This is a genomic window from Thiohalospira halophila DSM 15071 (assembly GCF_900112605.1).
GTDB classification, from domain to species: Bacteria; Pseudomonadota; Gammaproteobacteria; order Thiohalospirales; family Thiohalospiraceae; genus Thiohalospira; species Thiohalospira halophila.
Genome location: NZ_FOMJ01000001.1, coordinates 410,927 through 424,759 on the forward strand (window position 1 = coordinate 410,927; position 13,833 = coordinate 424,759).

Annotated in this window: 14 protein-coding genes; 13 read left to right on the forward strand and 1 reads right to left on the reverse strand. The window is 69.9% G+C overall.

The features are described from left to right. Positions 1-22: 22 nt before the first annotated feature. Positions 23-2,632, reverse strand: coding sequence for a sensor domain-containing protein (locus BM272_RS02135; protein ID WP_159432996.1), 2,610 nt, complete (start codon positions 2,630-2,632; stop codon positions 23-25). Between the two features lie 182 nt (positions 2,633-2,814). On the opposite strand from BM272_RS02135, the gene BM272_RS02140 reads away from it, so the two are divergent. The 13 genes from BM272_RS02140 (at position 2,815) to holB (ending at position 13,831) form a co-directional block, all read left to right on the forward strand. Then, positions 2,815-3,336, forward strand: coding sequence for a YceD family protein (locus tag BM272_RS02140; protein WP_093427096.1), 522 nt, complete (start codon positions 2,815-2,817; stop codon positions 3,334-3,336). Positions 3,337-3,375: 39 nt separating this feature from the next. After that, positions 3,376-3,555, forward strand: coding sequence for a 50S ribosomal protein L32 (gene rpmF, locus BM272_RS02145; protein ID WP_093427097.1), 180 nt, complete (start codon positions 3,376-3,378; stop codon positions 3,553-3,555). Between the two features lie 34 nt (positions 3,556-3,589). Next, the gene (gene plsX / locus BM272_RS02150; RefSeq protein ID WP_093427098.1) at positions 3,590-4,618 is read left to right on the forward strand and encodes a phosphate acyltransferase PlsX; all 1,029 of its coding nucleotides are present in this window, start codon (positions 3,590-3,592) and stop codon (positions 4,616-4,618) included. Further along, positions 4,615-5,583 carry a beta-ketoacyl-ACP synthase III gene (locus BM272_RS02155; protein WP_093427099.1) on the forward strand — a complete coding sequence of 323 codons (969 nt, stop codon included), beginning with the start codon at positions 4,615-4,617 and terminating at the stop codon, positions 5,581-5,583. Before plsX ends, BM272_RS02155 begins: the two co-directional genes overlap by 4 nt. 29 nt (positions 5,584-5,612) lie before the next feature. Further along, positions 5,613-6,554: an ACP S-malonyltransferase gene (gene fabD, locus BM272_RS02160; protein WP_093427100.1), complete on the forward strand. Its 942-nt coding sequence runs from the start codon at positions 5,613-5,615 to the stop codon at positions 6,552-6,554. Continuing rightward, on the forward strand, positions 6,551-7,294 hold the full coding sequence (gene fabG, locus BM272_RS02165; protein WP_093427101.1) for a 3-oxoacyl-ACP reductase FabG: 744 nt from the start codon (positions 6,551-6,553) through the stop codon (positions 7,292-7,294). The genes fabD and fabG overlap by 4 nt, the downstream gene beginning before the upstream one ends. Positions 7,295-7,451: 157 nt before the next feature. Continuing rightward, a complete protein-coding gene (gene acpP / locus BM272_RS02170) occupies positions 7,452-7,688 on the forward strand; it encodes an acyl carrier protein (RefSeq protein ID WP_093427102.1) in 237 nt (78 codons plus the stop codon). A 75-nt stretch (positions 7,689-7,763) separates the two neighbouring features. Then, a complete protein-coding gene (gene fabF, locus BM272_RS02175; protein WP_093427103.1) occupies positions 7,764-9,005 on the forward strand; it encodes a beta-ketoacyl-ACP synthase II in 1,242 nt (413 codons plus the stop codon). Positions 9,006-9,022: 17 nt separating this feature from the next. Further along, on the forward strand, positions 9,023-10,387 hold the full coding sequence (locus tag BM272_RS02180) for an aminodeoxychorismate synthase component I (protein ID WP_317622782.1): 1,365 nt from the start codon (positions 9,023-9,025) through the stop codon (positions 10,385-10,387). Next, on the forward strand, positions 10,384-11,199 hold the full coding sequence (gene pabC / locus BM272_RS02185; protein WP_093427105.1) for an aminodeoxychorismate lyase: 816 nt from the start codon (positions 10,384-10,386) through the stop codon (positions 11,197-11,199). The genes BM272_RS02180 and pabC overlap by 4 nt, the downstream gene beginning before the upstream one ends. Continuing rightward, positions 11,196-12,203: an endolytic transglycosylase MltG gene (mltG, locus tag BM272_RS02190; protein WP_240307977.1), complete on the forward strand. Its 1,008-nt coding sequence runs from the start codon at positions 11,196-11,198 to the stop codon at positions 12,201-12,203. Before pabC ends, mltG begins: the two co-directional genes overlap by 4 nt. 6 nt (positions 12,204-12,209) lie before the next feature. Next, on the forward strand, positions 12,210-12,845 hold the full coding sequence (tmk, locus tag BM272_RS02195; RefSeq protein WP_093427107.1) for a dTMP kinase: 636 nt from the start codon (positions 12,210-12,212) through the stop codon (positions 12,843-12,845). Further along, a complete protein-coding gene (gene holB, locus BM272_RS02200) occupies positions 12,842-13,831 on the forward strand; it encodes a DNA polymerase III subunit delta' (protein ID WP_093427108.1) in 990 nt (329 codons plus the stop codon). Before tmk ends, holB begins: the two co-directional genes overlap by 4 nt. The last annotated feature ends 2 nt before the right edge of the window (positions 13,832-13,833 follow it).

The window sequence follows — 13,833 nt, forward strand, 5'->3', positions numbered from 1 at the left end:
TGTGCCGCTGCCAGGCCGGCTGTCAAGGAAGGAGGGCCGCCACCTCCGCCGGAGGGAGTGGCCGCGCCCAGAGGAAACCCTGCCCGGCATCACAGTTCCGGCTCCGCAGGAAATCGGCCTGGGCCTCGGTCTCGACTCCCTCGGCGATGACGTCGAGCCCCAGATGGCTGGCCATGGCCAGCACGGCCTCGATGATCCCCTCGCCGGCGTCCCCGTCCCCGATGCGCTGGACGAAAGAGCGGTCAATCTTGACGTAGTCCAGGGGGAGTTCCTGGAGATAGGCCAGCGAGGAGTATCCGGTGCCGAAATCGTCCAGCGCGAAGCAGATCCCCTCGGCTCGCAGGCGGGCGAGCTTGTCGGCGGCGGTCGCCAGGTTCTCCATGAGCAGGCTCTCGGTCACCTCCAGCTTGAGGCGGTCTCCGGCGACGCCGAACCTCCGCAGCCGCTCGTGGATCCCCGCCTCCCAATCCAGCGCCGCAAACTGCCGGGGGCTGATATTCACCGCTACCCCCATGGGCGGGATGGCATATCCGGCGGCCTCCCACTCCCGGAGCTGCGTCAGAACCTGTTCCAGCACGCTGTCACCCAGGCGATTGATGAGCCCGCTACGCTCGGCCAGGGGCACGAATTCCGCCGGGGAGATCGCGCCGCGTTCCGGGTGCTCCCAGCGGGCCAGGGCCTCCATGCCCACCATGCGGCCGCTGGCCAGGTCCCACTGGGGCTGGTAGACGACCTGGATATCGCCACCATCCAGGGCGTCGGCCAGCGCCTGTTCGAGTTCCAGCTCCCGCTGCGTGGTCGCCAGCATTCCCGGCTGGAAGAAGGCGATGTCGTCACCGCCCCGGGCCTTCACGGGGTCCAGGGCGATATCCGTCTCCCGGAGGAGCTGGTCCGGGTCGTGGTCGGCACGCGGGAAGAGCGTGATCCCGAAGCTGGCCTTTAGCCGGTGCCGCCGCCCCTCGACCTTGAGCGGGATGGAGAATTCCTCCCGCATGCGCTCGGCCAGGCGATCCGCCGCGGTAGCAGCGGCCTCCGGGGTCCCTTCCAGGTCGAGCAGGAGGACCACGAACTCGTCCGCCCCGATATGGGCCACGACATCCTCGGTCCGGACCTGGCCGCGCAGGCGCAGGCCCACGGCACACAGCACCCCGTCACCCACCTCGGTTCCGAGGGTATCGTTGATCCCCTTGAAGCCATCGAGGTCGAGGTGGACCACGGCCCCCTGGCGGCCGGTGCGCGAGAGCCGACGGGATTCCTCCACCAACCGTTCGCGCAGGGCCGTCCGGTTGGGCAGCCCCGTTACCCGATCGCGGTAGGAGAGCTCCTCGATACGCGCCTCGGCCTCCTTGAGATCATGGATATCGCGGGCGATGGTGGAATAGTGGCTCGGCTCCCCTCCCGGCTCGGGTGAATGCGCGATGATGACCTGGGAGAACGAATGGACCTCCCGGCCGCCCCGGACCCGGACATCGATCTCGCCCTGCCAGCGACCCTCACGCCTCGCCGTGGGCAGTGCCTCCTCGCGGAGGCGCCGGCGCGAGGGGTCGGGATGGATGGTGTCGATGCCGTGACCCACCGGGTCGAAGCCCAGCCCGGCCCGGGTCGCCGGATTGGCGTAGGTGATCCGGCCTTCGGGCTCCGCGATGGCCACGAAATCGGGGGTGGCCTCCAGGATCTCCAGCAGCCGGTAGTTCGACTGCAGCTGGTCGTAATGGTCCAGGGCGGCGCCGAGATCGGCGGCCAGTTCCTCCAGGAGGTTGACTCGCTCCGGCGTAAAGAAGTCCCGCTCCCGACCGTAGACCAGAAGGACACCGGCCACGGAGCCGCCCCGGCGAATGGGGAAGCCCCCGACGGAGGCCAGGCCATGGGCCCGGGCGGCCTCCTGCCACGGCGCCATGGTCGGCTCGGCCTGGATATCCGGGATGAGGACCGGTTGGTCTTCCCGCAGAACGCGCCCACCGGGACCGCGACCCTCGGACTGTTCGGGATCGGCCGTCACCCGGATGTTCCGGACGTAGTCGGCCGCCTCGCCGAAGGCAGCCACCGGCCGGAAATCGCCGTTCTCGCTGGGCAGCCCGATCCAGGCCAGGCCCAGTCCGCCGAGGCGGACGATGATGCGGCAGATCTCGCTATAGGCGTCATCCGGGACCGGATTGCGGATGAGCAGTCGGTTACTGGCACTGATGGCGTGATAGAGGTCCCGCTGGTGGCGGAGATCGGCCTCGGCCTGCGCCTGAGCCGTGATGTCCCGGAGGAAGGCGAAGAACCAGGGCGATTCCTGATGACGGAGTACGCCCACCGTGGCATCGAGGGTAATGGTGCGGCCGTCACGGTGGCGGGCGTTGATATGCCCCCGCTCCCCCATTCGCATGACCGCGGTCTCCTGCTGCGCCAGGGCATCCAGGTAGGCGCCGTGCTGCCGCGTCTGCTCCGGCAGGAGGAGGTCATCCAGGGGTGCGCCGACCATCTCCGATTCCCGGAAACCGAAGATCTCCTCGGCCGCGCGATTGAAGCGGCGAATACGCTGGTCCGGCCCGAGGATGATGACGGCATCCGGACCCTCTGCCATTAGTGAATGGCCGATCTCGCTGGTGACCTCGGGGGGTACGACCTCCGCTGTCATCGGATCCATTTCCCGGCTCATTGTCTGGACATGATTCGAACATAGCACCCCCGCACCCTGCCGGGCCAATGATTCCTCCCATCAGTGACCCCCACCGGAATGTGATGCGAGTCTCACGCGCCCGGATCCCCGCCTTCCACGCCGGTTTGTTGCTTTACAGTTGTGGCGTGGCGCCTTAAGATCGCGAAGTTATGTCGGCGCAGCTTCCGGGGCCCACGGACCCCGCCCATCTGGCCCGGAGTGGCCAGACCCTCTCCGGCACCCTGAAGGTGTCGGAGCTGGCCCGGCTCGCGGAATCGGTCCGCGAGCCGGGCGGGGAGGTGAGCTACGAGCTGCGCTTCGGGGAGGAAGAGGGCGTGCCGACCCTGCGGGGTCATGTCGCCGCGGACGTCACCCTGACCTGCCAGCGTTGCCTCGGGCCGCTGGCCGTCCATGTGGAGGCCGAGCCGCAGCTGGGTTTTGTCGACTCCGAGGCGGAGGAGGCGAACCTGCCGGAGGGCCTCGAGGGCGTGGTCCTGGAGGGTGGTGAAAACCTTCGGCCCGGCGACCTCATCGAGGATGAGGTCCTGCTGGGCCTGCCGCTCTTCCCCACCCACGACACAGGGACCTGTCCGCCGTGGGAGGATTCGGTGGAGCTCTCCCCGGCGGAAGAGAAGGACAATCCCTTCGCCGTCCTGGCCAGCCTGCGCGGCGGCAGCGGCGACGAAGACTAGCAAGACCGGAATTACAGCGACCCTTTCAGGAGTACGATCATGGCCGTTCAGCAGAACAAGAAGAGCCCCGCCAAGCGCGGAACCCGCCGTTCCCACGACGGTCTGCGCAAGGAGGCGCTCAGCGTCGACAGCACCACCGGCGAGACCCATCGCCGCCATCACGTCTCCCCGCAGGGTTTCTACCGCGGCCGCAAGGTCGTGGAGACCGACGACGAATAACGCCCGCGACCTGCCTCGACGACCGCGCGAATACATGGCGGATAACTGCACCATCGCCGTCGACGCCATGGGCGGCGACGAGGGGCCGGACGTAACCGTTCCCGCCTCGCTGGGACTGCTCGACGCCCACCCCCGGGCCGAACTCATCCTGGTGGGCGACGAGGATCGCCTTCGCGCCGCTGTGGAGAGCCGCGGCGGCGACCGCGGCGGCCGCCTCACCTATCGCCACGCCTCCCAGGTGGTGGAGATGGACGAGAGCGCCTCGCTGGCCATGCGCAACAAGAAGGATTCGTCCATGCGCGTGGCCATCAACCTGGTCAAGGAGGGGCAGGCCCAGGCCTGCGTCAGTGCCGGGAACACCGGCGCCCTCATGGCCACGGCGCGCTTCGTCCTCAAGACCCTGCCCGGCGTGGATCGCCCCGCCATCTGCACCACGCTCCCCACGGCGGAAGGCCATGTCCACGTCCTCGACCTGGGGGCCAACGTCGACAGCCGCAGCACCAATCTCTTCGAATTCGCCGTCATGGGTTCGGTACTGGCCGGCGCCGTGGACAGGCAGGAGCGGCCCAGCGTCGGCCTGCTCAACGTCGGTGAAGAGGACGTGAAGGGCAACGAGGTGGTCAAGGAGGCGGCGCGACTGCTGGGCGACAGCGATCTCGCCTATCACGGCTTCGTCGAGGGCAATGATGTCTTTCAGGGCACCACGGACGTGGTGGTCTGTGACGGCTTCGTCGGCAACGTCATGCTCAAGTCCACCGAGGGCGTAGCGCGACTCATCGCCGGGAATCTGCGGGCGGAATTCCGCCGCAATCCGCTGACCAAGCTGGTCGGGCTGATGGCCAGGCCCGTGCTCAACCGCTTCCGTTCCCGGATCGATCCGCGTCGCTTCAACGGTGCCAGCCTCGTGGGGCTGCAGGGTATCGTCATCAAGAGCCATGGCAACGCCGATACCTACGCCTTCGGGCAGGCCCTCCACGAGGCGATCCTGGAGGTGGACAAGGCGGTGCCGGACCGCATCGGGCAGGAGCTCGAGCGGGTACTTGTCGAGGGACGCACGGTTTGAACAGCGCACGCATTACCGGCACCGGGAGCTACCTGCCCGAGAAGGTCCTTACCAATGCCGACCTGGAACGCATGGTGGATACCACCGACGAGTGGATCACCGAGCGCACCGGTATCAAGGAGCGCCGGGTCGCCGCCGAGGACGAGACCACCTGTGATCTGGGTGAGGCCGCCTCCCGCCGCGCCATGGAGGCCGCCGGTGTCGACGCCGGCGAGATCGACCTCATCATCTTCGCGACCACGACGCCGGACCGGGTCTTCCCCAGCACCGCCTGCCTGCTCCAGGAGCGGCTGGGCATCCACGGCAGCCCCGCCTTCGACATCCAGGCGGTCTGCACCGGTTTCGTCTACGCCCTCAGCGTCGCCGACAAGTTCATCGCCGCCGGTGGCGTGCGCAACGCCCTGGTGGTGGGCGCCGAGACGCTCTCCCGGATCACCGACTGGACCGATCGCTCCACCTGCGTCCTCTTCGCCGACGGTGCCGGGGCGGTGGTGCTCTCGGCGGCGGAGGAGGGCGGAATCCTGTCCACCCATCTCCACGCCGACGGCGCCTTCAAGGACCTGCTCACCGTCCCGGCCGGGGTCTCCAGCGGCTACGACCAGGTCCGGTCCGGCGAGGCCTACATGCACATGAAGGGCAACGAGGTCTTCAAGGTCGCCGTGAACACCCTCGGCTCCATGGTGGACGAGACCCTGGCCTACAACGGACTGGCCAAGTCCGATGTGGACTGGCTCATCCCCCACCAGGCCAACATCCGCATCATCCAGGCCACCGCGCGCAAGCTGCGGCTGGGCATGGAGCGGGTAGTGGTCACCGTGGATCGCCACGGCAACACCTCCGCCGCCTCCATCCCGCTGGCGCTGGACGAGGCCGTGCGCGACGGCCGTATCCAGCGCGGCGAACGGCTGCTGCTGGAGGCCTTCGGTGGGGGCTTCACCTGGGGCGCCGCCCTCATCCAGTACTGACCCGCTCATCCAGGATTCAAGGATTTCCGATGACAACCGCATTCGTCTTTCCCGGTCAGGGCTCGCAGTCGGTGGGCATGCTCGCCGACCTGGCCGAGTCCGCCCCCGAGGTTCGCGCTACCTTCGATGAGGCCTCCGCTGCCCTGGGCGAGGACCTCTGGGCCCTTAGCCAGGAGGGGCCGGAAGAGGCCCTGAACCGAACCGACCGCACGCAGCCCGCCATGCTGGCCGCCGGCGTGGCCGTCTGGCGCGCCTGGCAGGCGCGTGGCGGCGGCCGACCGGTCGCCATGGCCGGCCACAGCCTGGGCGAGTATACGGCCCTGGTCTGCGCCGGCAGCCTCGCCTTCGACGAGGCGGTGCGCCTGGTGGCCGACCGCGGTTGCTTCATGCAGGAGGCGGTGCCGGCGGGCGAGGGCGCCATGGCGGCCATCCTCGGACTGGATGACGAGACCGTGATGGGCCTCTGCGGTGAGGCGGCGCAGGGCGACGTGGTCCAGGCGGTAAACTTCAACGCCCCCGGCCAGGTGGTCATCGCCGGTGATACGGCGGCCGTGGAGCGTGCGGTCGCGGCGGCCAGGGAGGCCGGTGCCAAGCGCGCCGTGACCCTCCCGGTCTCCGTGCCCTCCCACTGCAGCCGGATGCACCCGGCGGCCGAACGGCTCGCCGATCGTCTGGAGGGCGTTGCCCTGAACAGCCCCGAGATCCCGGTGATCCACAACGTGGATGCGGCGCCGGCCAACGACCCGGCGGCCATCCGGGATGCCCTGGTCCGGCAGGTCGAGAACCCGGTGCGCTGGGTCGCCAGCATTCAGCACATGGCCGCCGATGGCGCCACCGATTTCGTCGAGGCCGGCCCGGGCAAGGTCCTGGCCGGGCTCATCAAGCGTATCGACCGCAATGTGCGCCCCTGGGCGGTGGCCGATGCCGCCGGCTTGGAGGCGGCGCTGCAGGCAGAGGAGGGCAAGGCATGAATCTGGACAACGAGATCGCCCTGGTCACCGGGGCCAGCCGCGGCATCGGCCGCGCCATCGCGGAGCGGCTGGGGGCCGGCGGCGCCACCGTCATCGGTACCGCCACCTCGGACAAGGGGGCCGGCGCCATCGGTGATTACCTCAAGGAGGCCGGCATCAACGGCGGCGGCTACGCCCTGGACGTGACCGACCCGGCCTCCATCGACGAGGTCCTCAACCAGGTCACCGGGGCCTTCGGCGCCCCCACGATCCTGGTGAACAACGCCGGGATCACCCGCGACAATCTCCTCATGCGGATGAAGGACGAGGAGTGGGACGAGATCATGCGCACCAATCTCGACTCCGTCTTCCGCATGTCCCGGGGCTGCCTGCGCGCCATGATGAAGGCGCGCCACGGCCGGATCATCTCCATCAGTTCCGTGGTGGGGGCGGCCGGCAATGCCGGCCAGGCCAACTACGCCGCCGCCAAGGCCGGCGTGGTCGGCTTTACCAAGTCCCTGGCCCGCGAGGCGGCGCCCCGCGGTATCACGGTCAATGCGGTGGCACCGGGTTTCATCGACACCGACATGACCCGGGCCCTGGAAGAGGAACAGCGCCAGGCGCTGCTCGAGCAGATCCCGGCCGGCCGGCTGGGTGACCCTGCGGAGATCGCCGAGGCGGTGGCCTTCCTGGCCTCGCCCGGTGCCGGCTACATCACCGGCGAGACCATCCACGTCAACGGCGGGATGTACATGGGCTGAAGCGCCCTTGAAAGCGCGTTTTGTTCAGCAAGTTACAACCGAATTCTTGGATGCATTCCAGGTTTGTGGTTGCTCTGGCATAACCCCGGGCAATCCCCTACAATACGCCGCGGCGCCTGGCGGTGCCGCCCAGAACCAATCCGGAGGCAGAACGGACATGAGCACTGTGGAAGAACGAGTCAAGAAGATTGTGGTCGAGCAGCTGGGCGTGAAGGAGGACGAGGTCACCACCTCCGCCTCCTTTGTCGATGACCTCGGCGCCGACTCCCTGGATACCGTGGAGCTGGTCATGGCCCTCGAGGAGGAGTTCGAGACCGAGATCCCGGACGAGGATGCCGAGAAGATCACCACGGTCCAGCAGGCCGTCGACTACATCAATCAGCACAAGGAATAGCCCCGTTCTTCCGCGTAGCGGCCCGGGACCGTGCTGCCGGGCCTGCCCGAACCTGACAGCCTGGGGGAGACGGCGTTGACTAAACGACGCGTAGTGGTCACCGGTCTGGGTACCGTCTCGCCGGTCGGCCTGGACGTTAAGAGCTCGTGGGAGAATATCCTGGCGGGGCGTAGCGGCATCGGCCCCATCGAGCGTTTCGATGTAAGCAGCTTCCCGACCCGGATCGGCGGCCCGGTCCGCGATTTCGATGTCACCCGGTACATCTCCGCCAAGGATGCCAAGAAGATGGATGTCTTCATCCACTACGGCATCGCGGCGGCGGATGAGGCCCTGACCAATGCCGGTCTGGAGGTCACCGAGGAGAATGCCGAGCGCATCGGCGTCTCCGTGGGCTCGGGCATCGGCGGCATCGGCGGCATCGAGACCGGCTACGAGGGCTTCCTCAAGGGCGGGCCCCGGAAGATCTCGCCCTTCTTCGTCCCGCAGGCCATCATCAACATGGTGGCCGGGCACGTCTCCATCCGGCACGGGCTCAAGGGGCCGAATATCTCCCTGGTGACCGCCTGCGCCACTGGCACGCACAGTGTCGGCGAGGCGGGGCGCATCATCGAGTACGGGGATGCCGACGTGATGATCGCCGGCGGGGCCGAGATGGCCACCACGCCCACCGGGCTGGGCGGTTTCTGTGCCGCCCGGGCGCTCTCCACGCGCAATGACGAGCCCGAGCGGGCCAGTCGGCCGTGGGATGCGGACCGGGACGGCTTCGTCCTCAGTGACGGGGCCGGCGTCATGGTGCTGGAGGAGTACGAACACGCCCGGGCGCGGGGAGCCCCCATCCTCGCCGAGCTCGCGGGCTACGGCATGAGCGGTGATGCCCACCACATGACCGCCCCCTCCGAGGGCGGCGAGGGTGCCAGCCGCTGCATGCAGGCGGCTCTGCGCAATGCCGGGCTCAACGCCGAGGACGTGAACTACGTCAACGCCCATGGCACCTCCACGGATGCCGGCGACCTGGCGGAGACCCTGGCGGCCAAGCGGACCTTTGGGGACCGGGCCTACCAGGTACCCATGAGTTCCACCAAGTCCATGACCGGCCACCTCCTGGGGGCGGCCGGTGGCGTGGAGGCGGTCTACACCGTCCTCGCCGTCCGCGACCAGGTGGCGCCGCCGACCATCAACCTGGAGAACCCGGGCGAGGGCTGCGACTTGGACTATGTCCCGAATACGGCGCGGGAGATGCCCATCGAGGTGGGTCTGACCAACTCCTTCGGCTTCGGCGGCACCAACGCCACGCTCGCCTTCCGCCGCCTGCGCTAGGCCGCGCCCCCGCCACCATGCCGCGACCGCGCCAGCCGCTCATCCAGCGGCTCGACGGGACCCTGGATGGCGGGGGTATGGCCGCCCTCGCGCGGACCCGGCCGGAACGCTATCCCTTCCTGCTCCAGAGCGTCGCCTCGGGCACGGCCCAGGGTCGGTACGACCTGCTGCTCGCCTTCCCGGGGGAACGGCTGACCCTCTCGCGCGACTTCGAACTGCAGGGCCCCCACGCCGAGTCCCGTGATTTCCTGACGGCCCTGGACCGCTGGTTCCTGGAGGAACGGCGTCCCCGGCCGGAGGGGCTCCCCTTCGCCGGCGGCTGGTTCCTCTATCTCGGCTACGAACTGGCCGGCCAGGTGGAGCCGCGCCTGGCGCTGCCGGCGACCGAGGAGCCGCTGCCGGTGGCCACCGCCGTACGCGTCCCGGCGGCACTCATCCGCGACACCGCGACCGGGGCCCTCTGGTGGGCGACGGAGGATCCGGAGGCCGCACCGCTGTCCGCGGTGGAGGCCGATCTGGCGGACACTCCCGTCGCCGAAAGCCCCTTCCGCCTGGAGTCGCTGGAGGAGGATCCCCCCGACCGTTACCTGGAGGCGGTGGCCCGGGCCCGTCGCTACATCCGGGACGGGGACATCTTCCAGGCCAACCTGGCACGGACCTGGCGCGGGCGCCTGGGGGCGGAGACCGGGCCGGACACCCTCTATGCGCGACTCTCCCGGGCCAATCCCGGCCCCTTTGCCGGCCTCGCCCGGCTGGAGGAGGCCACGGTGATCAGCTCCTCGCCGGAGCGACTCCTGGCGATCCGCGACGATCGGGTCAGCATGCGCCCCATCGCCGGTACCCGTCCGCGCGGGGAGGGGGCCAGCGATGCCGCCCTGCGGGCCGAGCTGGAGTCCCACCCCAAGGAGCGGGCCGAACACATCATGCTCGTCGACCTCATCCGCAACGACCTCGGCCGGATCTGCCGGCCGGGGACCGTCTCCGTGGACGAACTCATGACCCTGGAGGAGTACGCCCATGTCCACCACATCGTCTCCGAGGTGGGCGGGGAACTGGGCCCGGGGTTCGGACCGGGGGAGGCCATCCGGGCCACCTTCCCGGGGGGGACCATCACCGGCTGCCCCAAGGTGCGCTGCATGGAGATCATCGCGGAACTGGAAGGCAGTGGCCGGGGCGCCTATACCGGTAGCATGGGGTACCTGGATGCCGGCGGTGACCTCGACCTCAACATCCTGATCCGGACACTGGTCCAGTACGGCGATCGCCTGACCCTGCGGGCGGGTGCCGGGATCGTCGCCGATTCCGAGCCGGAAGCCGAACTCGCGGAGACCCGCGCCAAGGCGCGCGGACTGCTGGCCGCCCTGGAGGGGGGCGAGGCATGAACTGCCTGCTGGATGGCCGGCCGGCCGAGGCGCTCCCCCTGGATGATCGGGGAGTCAGTTACGGGGATGCGCTCTTCGAGACCCTCCGAGTCGTGGGCGGCCGCGCGGAGGCCTGGAGCGACCACATGGCGCGCCTCTCCCGCGGCGCCACCCGCCTGGGGCTGCCGGCCCCGGATGTCGAGGCGCTGGCCGCCGATGCCGCGGCCCTCTTCGCGGATGGCGGCGACGGGATCCTGCGGCTCTGGTGGAGCCGGGGCTCCGGGGGCCGCGGCTACCGCCCGCCGGAGCCCGCGACGCCGCGGCGCATGGCCTGCCGCTTCCCGGCGGCGGAGAGGCCAGCGGCCGTGGCCACCGTGCGCCGGTGCACGACCCGGCTGGCCCGGCAGCCACTGCTGGCCGGGCTCAAGCACGCCAACCGGCTGGAGCAGGTCCTGGCCCGGGCCGAATGGGACGACCCGGCCATCCACGAGGGGCTGGTCTGTGACACCGACGGAGTCCTGGTGGAAGCGGTCCAGTCCAACCTCTTCTGGGTGCGGGAGGGTGTGCTGGAGACCCCGGATTTGTCGGAGTCCGGGGTCGCTGGCATTATCCGCAACCGGCTCCTGACCCTGGCCGAGGCCGGAGGTCTGATCACCCGGGTGGTCCGCCAACCGCCGGCGGCGTTGGCCGGCGCCTCCGAGGCCTTTCTGACCAACAGCGTCTTCCACCTCTGGCCCATCGCCCGCTTCGAGGGGCTGGAATGGCCGGCGCCGGGGCCGGTGGCCCGGGAACTGGCCGACCAACTGTCCAACGACCTGGAGCAGCGACCGTGACCATTAACCGCCTCCTCGGCTTCCTGCTGCTGGCCGCCTCGCTGGGTGGGGGCTGGTTCTGGATGGGGCTGGACGGTCTGGCCAATCAGACGCTGAACCTGGAGGAGGAGACCGTCATGGAGGTCTCCTCCGGCGCCTCGTTGAAGGGGATCGCGGCGGGCCTGGAGCAGCAGGGCGTCATCGATTCGGCCTGGCAGTTCGAATGGCTGGTCCGGCTGCGCGGCGACCCGCGCGCCATCGCCGTGGGGGAATACCCCCTGCAGCCCGACATGACCGTCGGGGAGCTGGCCAACCGGCTGGTCCACGGCGAGGTCAAGCAGTACGCCTGGACCCTGGTGGAGGGCTGGAACATCCGCCAGGTGCTGGCCTCCCTGCACCGCCACCCGGCGGTGAAGCACACCCTCCCGGAGGATGCCGACGGCCTCATGGAGTCCCTGGGGGAGCCGTCGACCCACCCGGAGGGCCGTTTCCTCCCGGACACCTACTTCTTTACCCGCGGAACCAGCGACCGCGCCCTGCTCAAGCGGGCCCGGGCGGCCATGCAGCGGGCCCTCGCCGAGGTCTGGGGGGAGCGCCAGCAGGACGGGCTGCCACTGGAATCCCCGGAGGAGGCGTTGATCCTCGCCTCCATCATTGAAAAGGAGACGGCGGTCCCGGAGGAGCGCCGCCGCATCGCCGGCGTCTTCACCCGGCGCCTGAAGCAGGGCATGCGCCTGCAGACCGATCCCACGGTCATCTACGGCCTGGGCACCGGGTTCGACGGCGACCTGACCCGCCGCCATCTCCGGTCCTCGGCCAACGACTACAATACCTATCGCCACGACGGCCTGCCGCCGACGCCCATCGCCATGCCGGGGCGCGCCTCCCTGGAGGCTGCGGTGGATCCCGCCCGGGGCGATGCGCTCTATTTCGTCAGCAAGGGGGACGGGAGCCATCACTTCTCGGCCACCCTGGAGGAACACAACCGCGCCGTGCGCCGATTCCAGCTGGGGGAGGGGGACTAGCCGACCATGGTCGAACGCGGCCGATTCATTACCGTCGAGGGCATCGAGGGGGCTGGCAAGAGCACCCAGATCGAGGCCATGCGCCACCTCCTGGCCGAGGAGAACGGCCTGGAGGTCATTACCACCCGGGAGCCGGGGGGCACCGAGATCGGTGAATCGGTCCGTTCGTTGCTGCTGGACGGCCCCGGTATGGCGGTGGATACCGAGCTGCTGCTGCTCTTTGCCGCCCGGGCCCAGCACCTGGCCGAGGTGATCCGGCCCGCCCTGGCCGCCGGCCAGTGGGTGATCTGCGACCGCTTCATCGACGCCACCTACGCCTATCAGGGCGGCGGGCGCGGGATCGCCCGCAGCCGGATCGCCGCCCTGGAGGGCTGGGTCCACGGCGACCTGCGCCCGGATCGGACCTTCCTCTTCGACCTCCCGGTGGAGGAGGGGCTGGAGCGCGCCGGCCGGCGCGGCTTTCTGGACCGCTTCGAGCGCGAGGAGGTGGAGTTCTTCGAACGCGTCCGCGCCACCTACCTGGATCGCGCCCGGGCCGAGCCCTACCGCGTCTGCCGCATCGACGCCTCCCGCCCGGAGACCGAGGTGGGTAATGCCACCGCCGGCCGCCTGCGGGAACTCCTGGACGAGGTCGGGCGGTGACGGCGCCCCTGCCGTGGCAGTCAGAGGCGTGGGCACGACTGACCCGCGCCCGACACGCCGGCAGGCTCCCCCATGCGCTGCTCTTCACCGGCCCGGAGGGTGTGGGCAAGGGCCATCTCGCCCGTTCTCTCATCGCGGCGACGCTGTGCGAGGCCGGCGGGGATACCGCCTGCGGCGAGTGCCGTAGCTGCCAGTTGCGCCTGGCGGAGAGCCACCCGGACCTGCTGACCCTCCAGCCGGCGAAGGAGGGCGGCGCCATCGGCGTGGAGGCGGTGCGTGAGGCGACTGCCTTCCTCCAGCTCCACGCCCACTACGGCCAGGGCCGCTGCATCCTGGTGGAGCCGGCGGAGGCGCTGACCACCAGCGCCGCCAACAGCCTCCTCAAGACCCTGGAGGAGCCGACCCCGGGGAGCCTGCTCGCCCTCGTGGCCAGCCGTCCCAACCGGTTGCCGACCACCGTGGTCAGCCGCTGCCAGCAGGTCCACCTGCCGCCGGTGACGGCCGAGGACGAGACCGCCCGGCGCTGGCTCGGCGAGGCGCTGGATGGGGCGCCGGGCGAGGGCCAGGACCCGGCGGAACTCCTCGCCCTGGCCGCCGGCGCGCCCCTGCGCGCCCGCGAACTGGCCGGCGAGGCAGCCACGGTGGATTTTGCCGAATGGCAGGCCCTGGCCACCGGCGAGGCCGACCCGGTGGCCGTCGCGGGGCGCTGGCAACGCGAGCCGGGCACCGCGCTGACCGCCGTGGTCGCCTGGACCGAGGAGCTGATCCGGGTCGCCGCCGGTGCCGAAGAGTCGCTGCGACAACCGGGGCACCGGGGCGCCTTGCGGAGCCTGGCCCAGGGCGTAGACTGGAGGCGACTACTGGAATTCCACGCCACCGCCGTGAGCACCCTGGACGGTCTCACCCGGCGCAACCTCAACGCCGAGCTCGCCCTGGAGGGGGTGCTGGTGGCGTGGACGGAGGCCACACGCAGACCCAGGAGATAGGC

Excerpts from the sequence above, each read along its gene's own strand:
- BM272_RS02135 (WP_159432996.1), bottom strand. The coding sequence starts at position 2,632 with ATGGATCCGATGACAGCGGAGGTCGTACCCCCCGAGGTCACCAGCGAG.
- BM272_RS02140 (WP_093427096.1), top strand. The coding sequence starts at position 2,815 with ATGTCGGCGCAGCTTCCGGGGCCCACGGACCCCGCCCATCTGGCCCGG.
- rpmF (WP_093427097.1), top strand. The coding sequence starts at position 3,376 with ATGGCCGTTCAGCAGAACAAGAAGAGCCCCGCCAAGCGCGGAACCCGC.
- plsX (WP_093427098.1), top strand. The coding sequence starts at position 3,590 with ATGGCGGATAACTGCACCATCGCCGTCGACGCCATGGGCGGCGACGAG.
- fabD (WP_093427100.1), top strand. The coding sequence starts at position 5,613 with ATGACAACCGCATTCGTCTTTCCCGGTCAGGGCTCGCAGTCGGTGGGC.
- fabG (WP_093427101.1), top strand. The coding sequence starts at position 6,551 with ATGAATCTGGACAACGAGATCGCCCTGGTCACCGGGGCCAGCCGCGGC.
- acpP (WP_093427102.1), top strand. The coding sequence starts at position 7,452 with ATGAGCACTGTGGAAGAACGAGTCAAGAAGATTGTGGTCGAGCAGCTG.
- BM272_RS02180 (WP_317622782.1), top strand. The coding sequence starts at position 9,023 with ATGCCGCGACCGCGCCAGCCGCTCATCCAGCGGCTCGACGGGACCCTG.
- pabC (WP_093427105.1), top strand. The coding sequence starts at position 10,384 with ATGAACTGCCTGCTGGATGGCCGGCCGGCCGAGGCGCTCCCCCTGGAT.
- tmk (WP_093427107.1), top strand. The coding sequence starts at position 12,210 with ATGGTCGAACGCGGCCGATTCATTACCGTCGAGGGCATCGAGGGGGCT.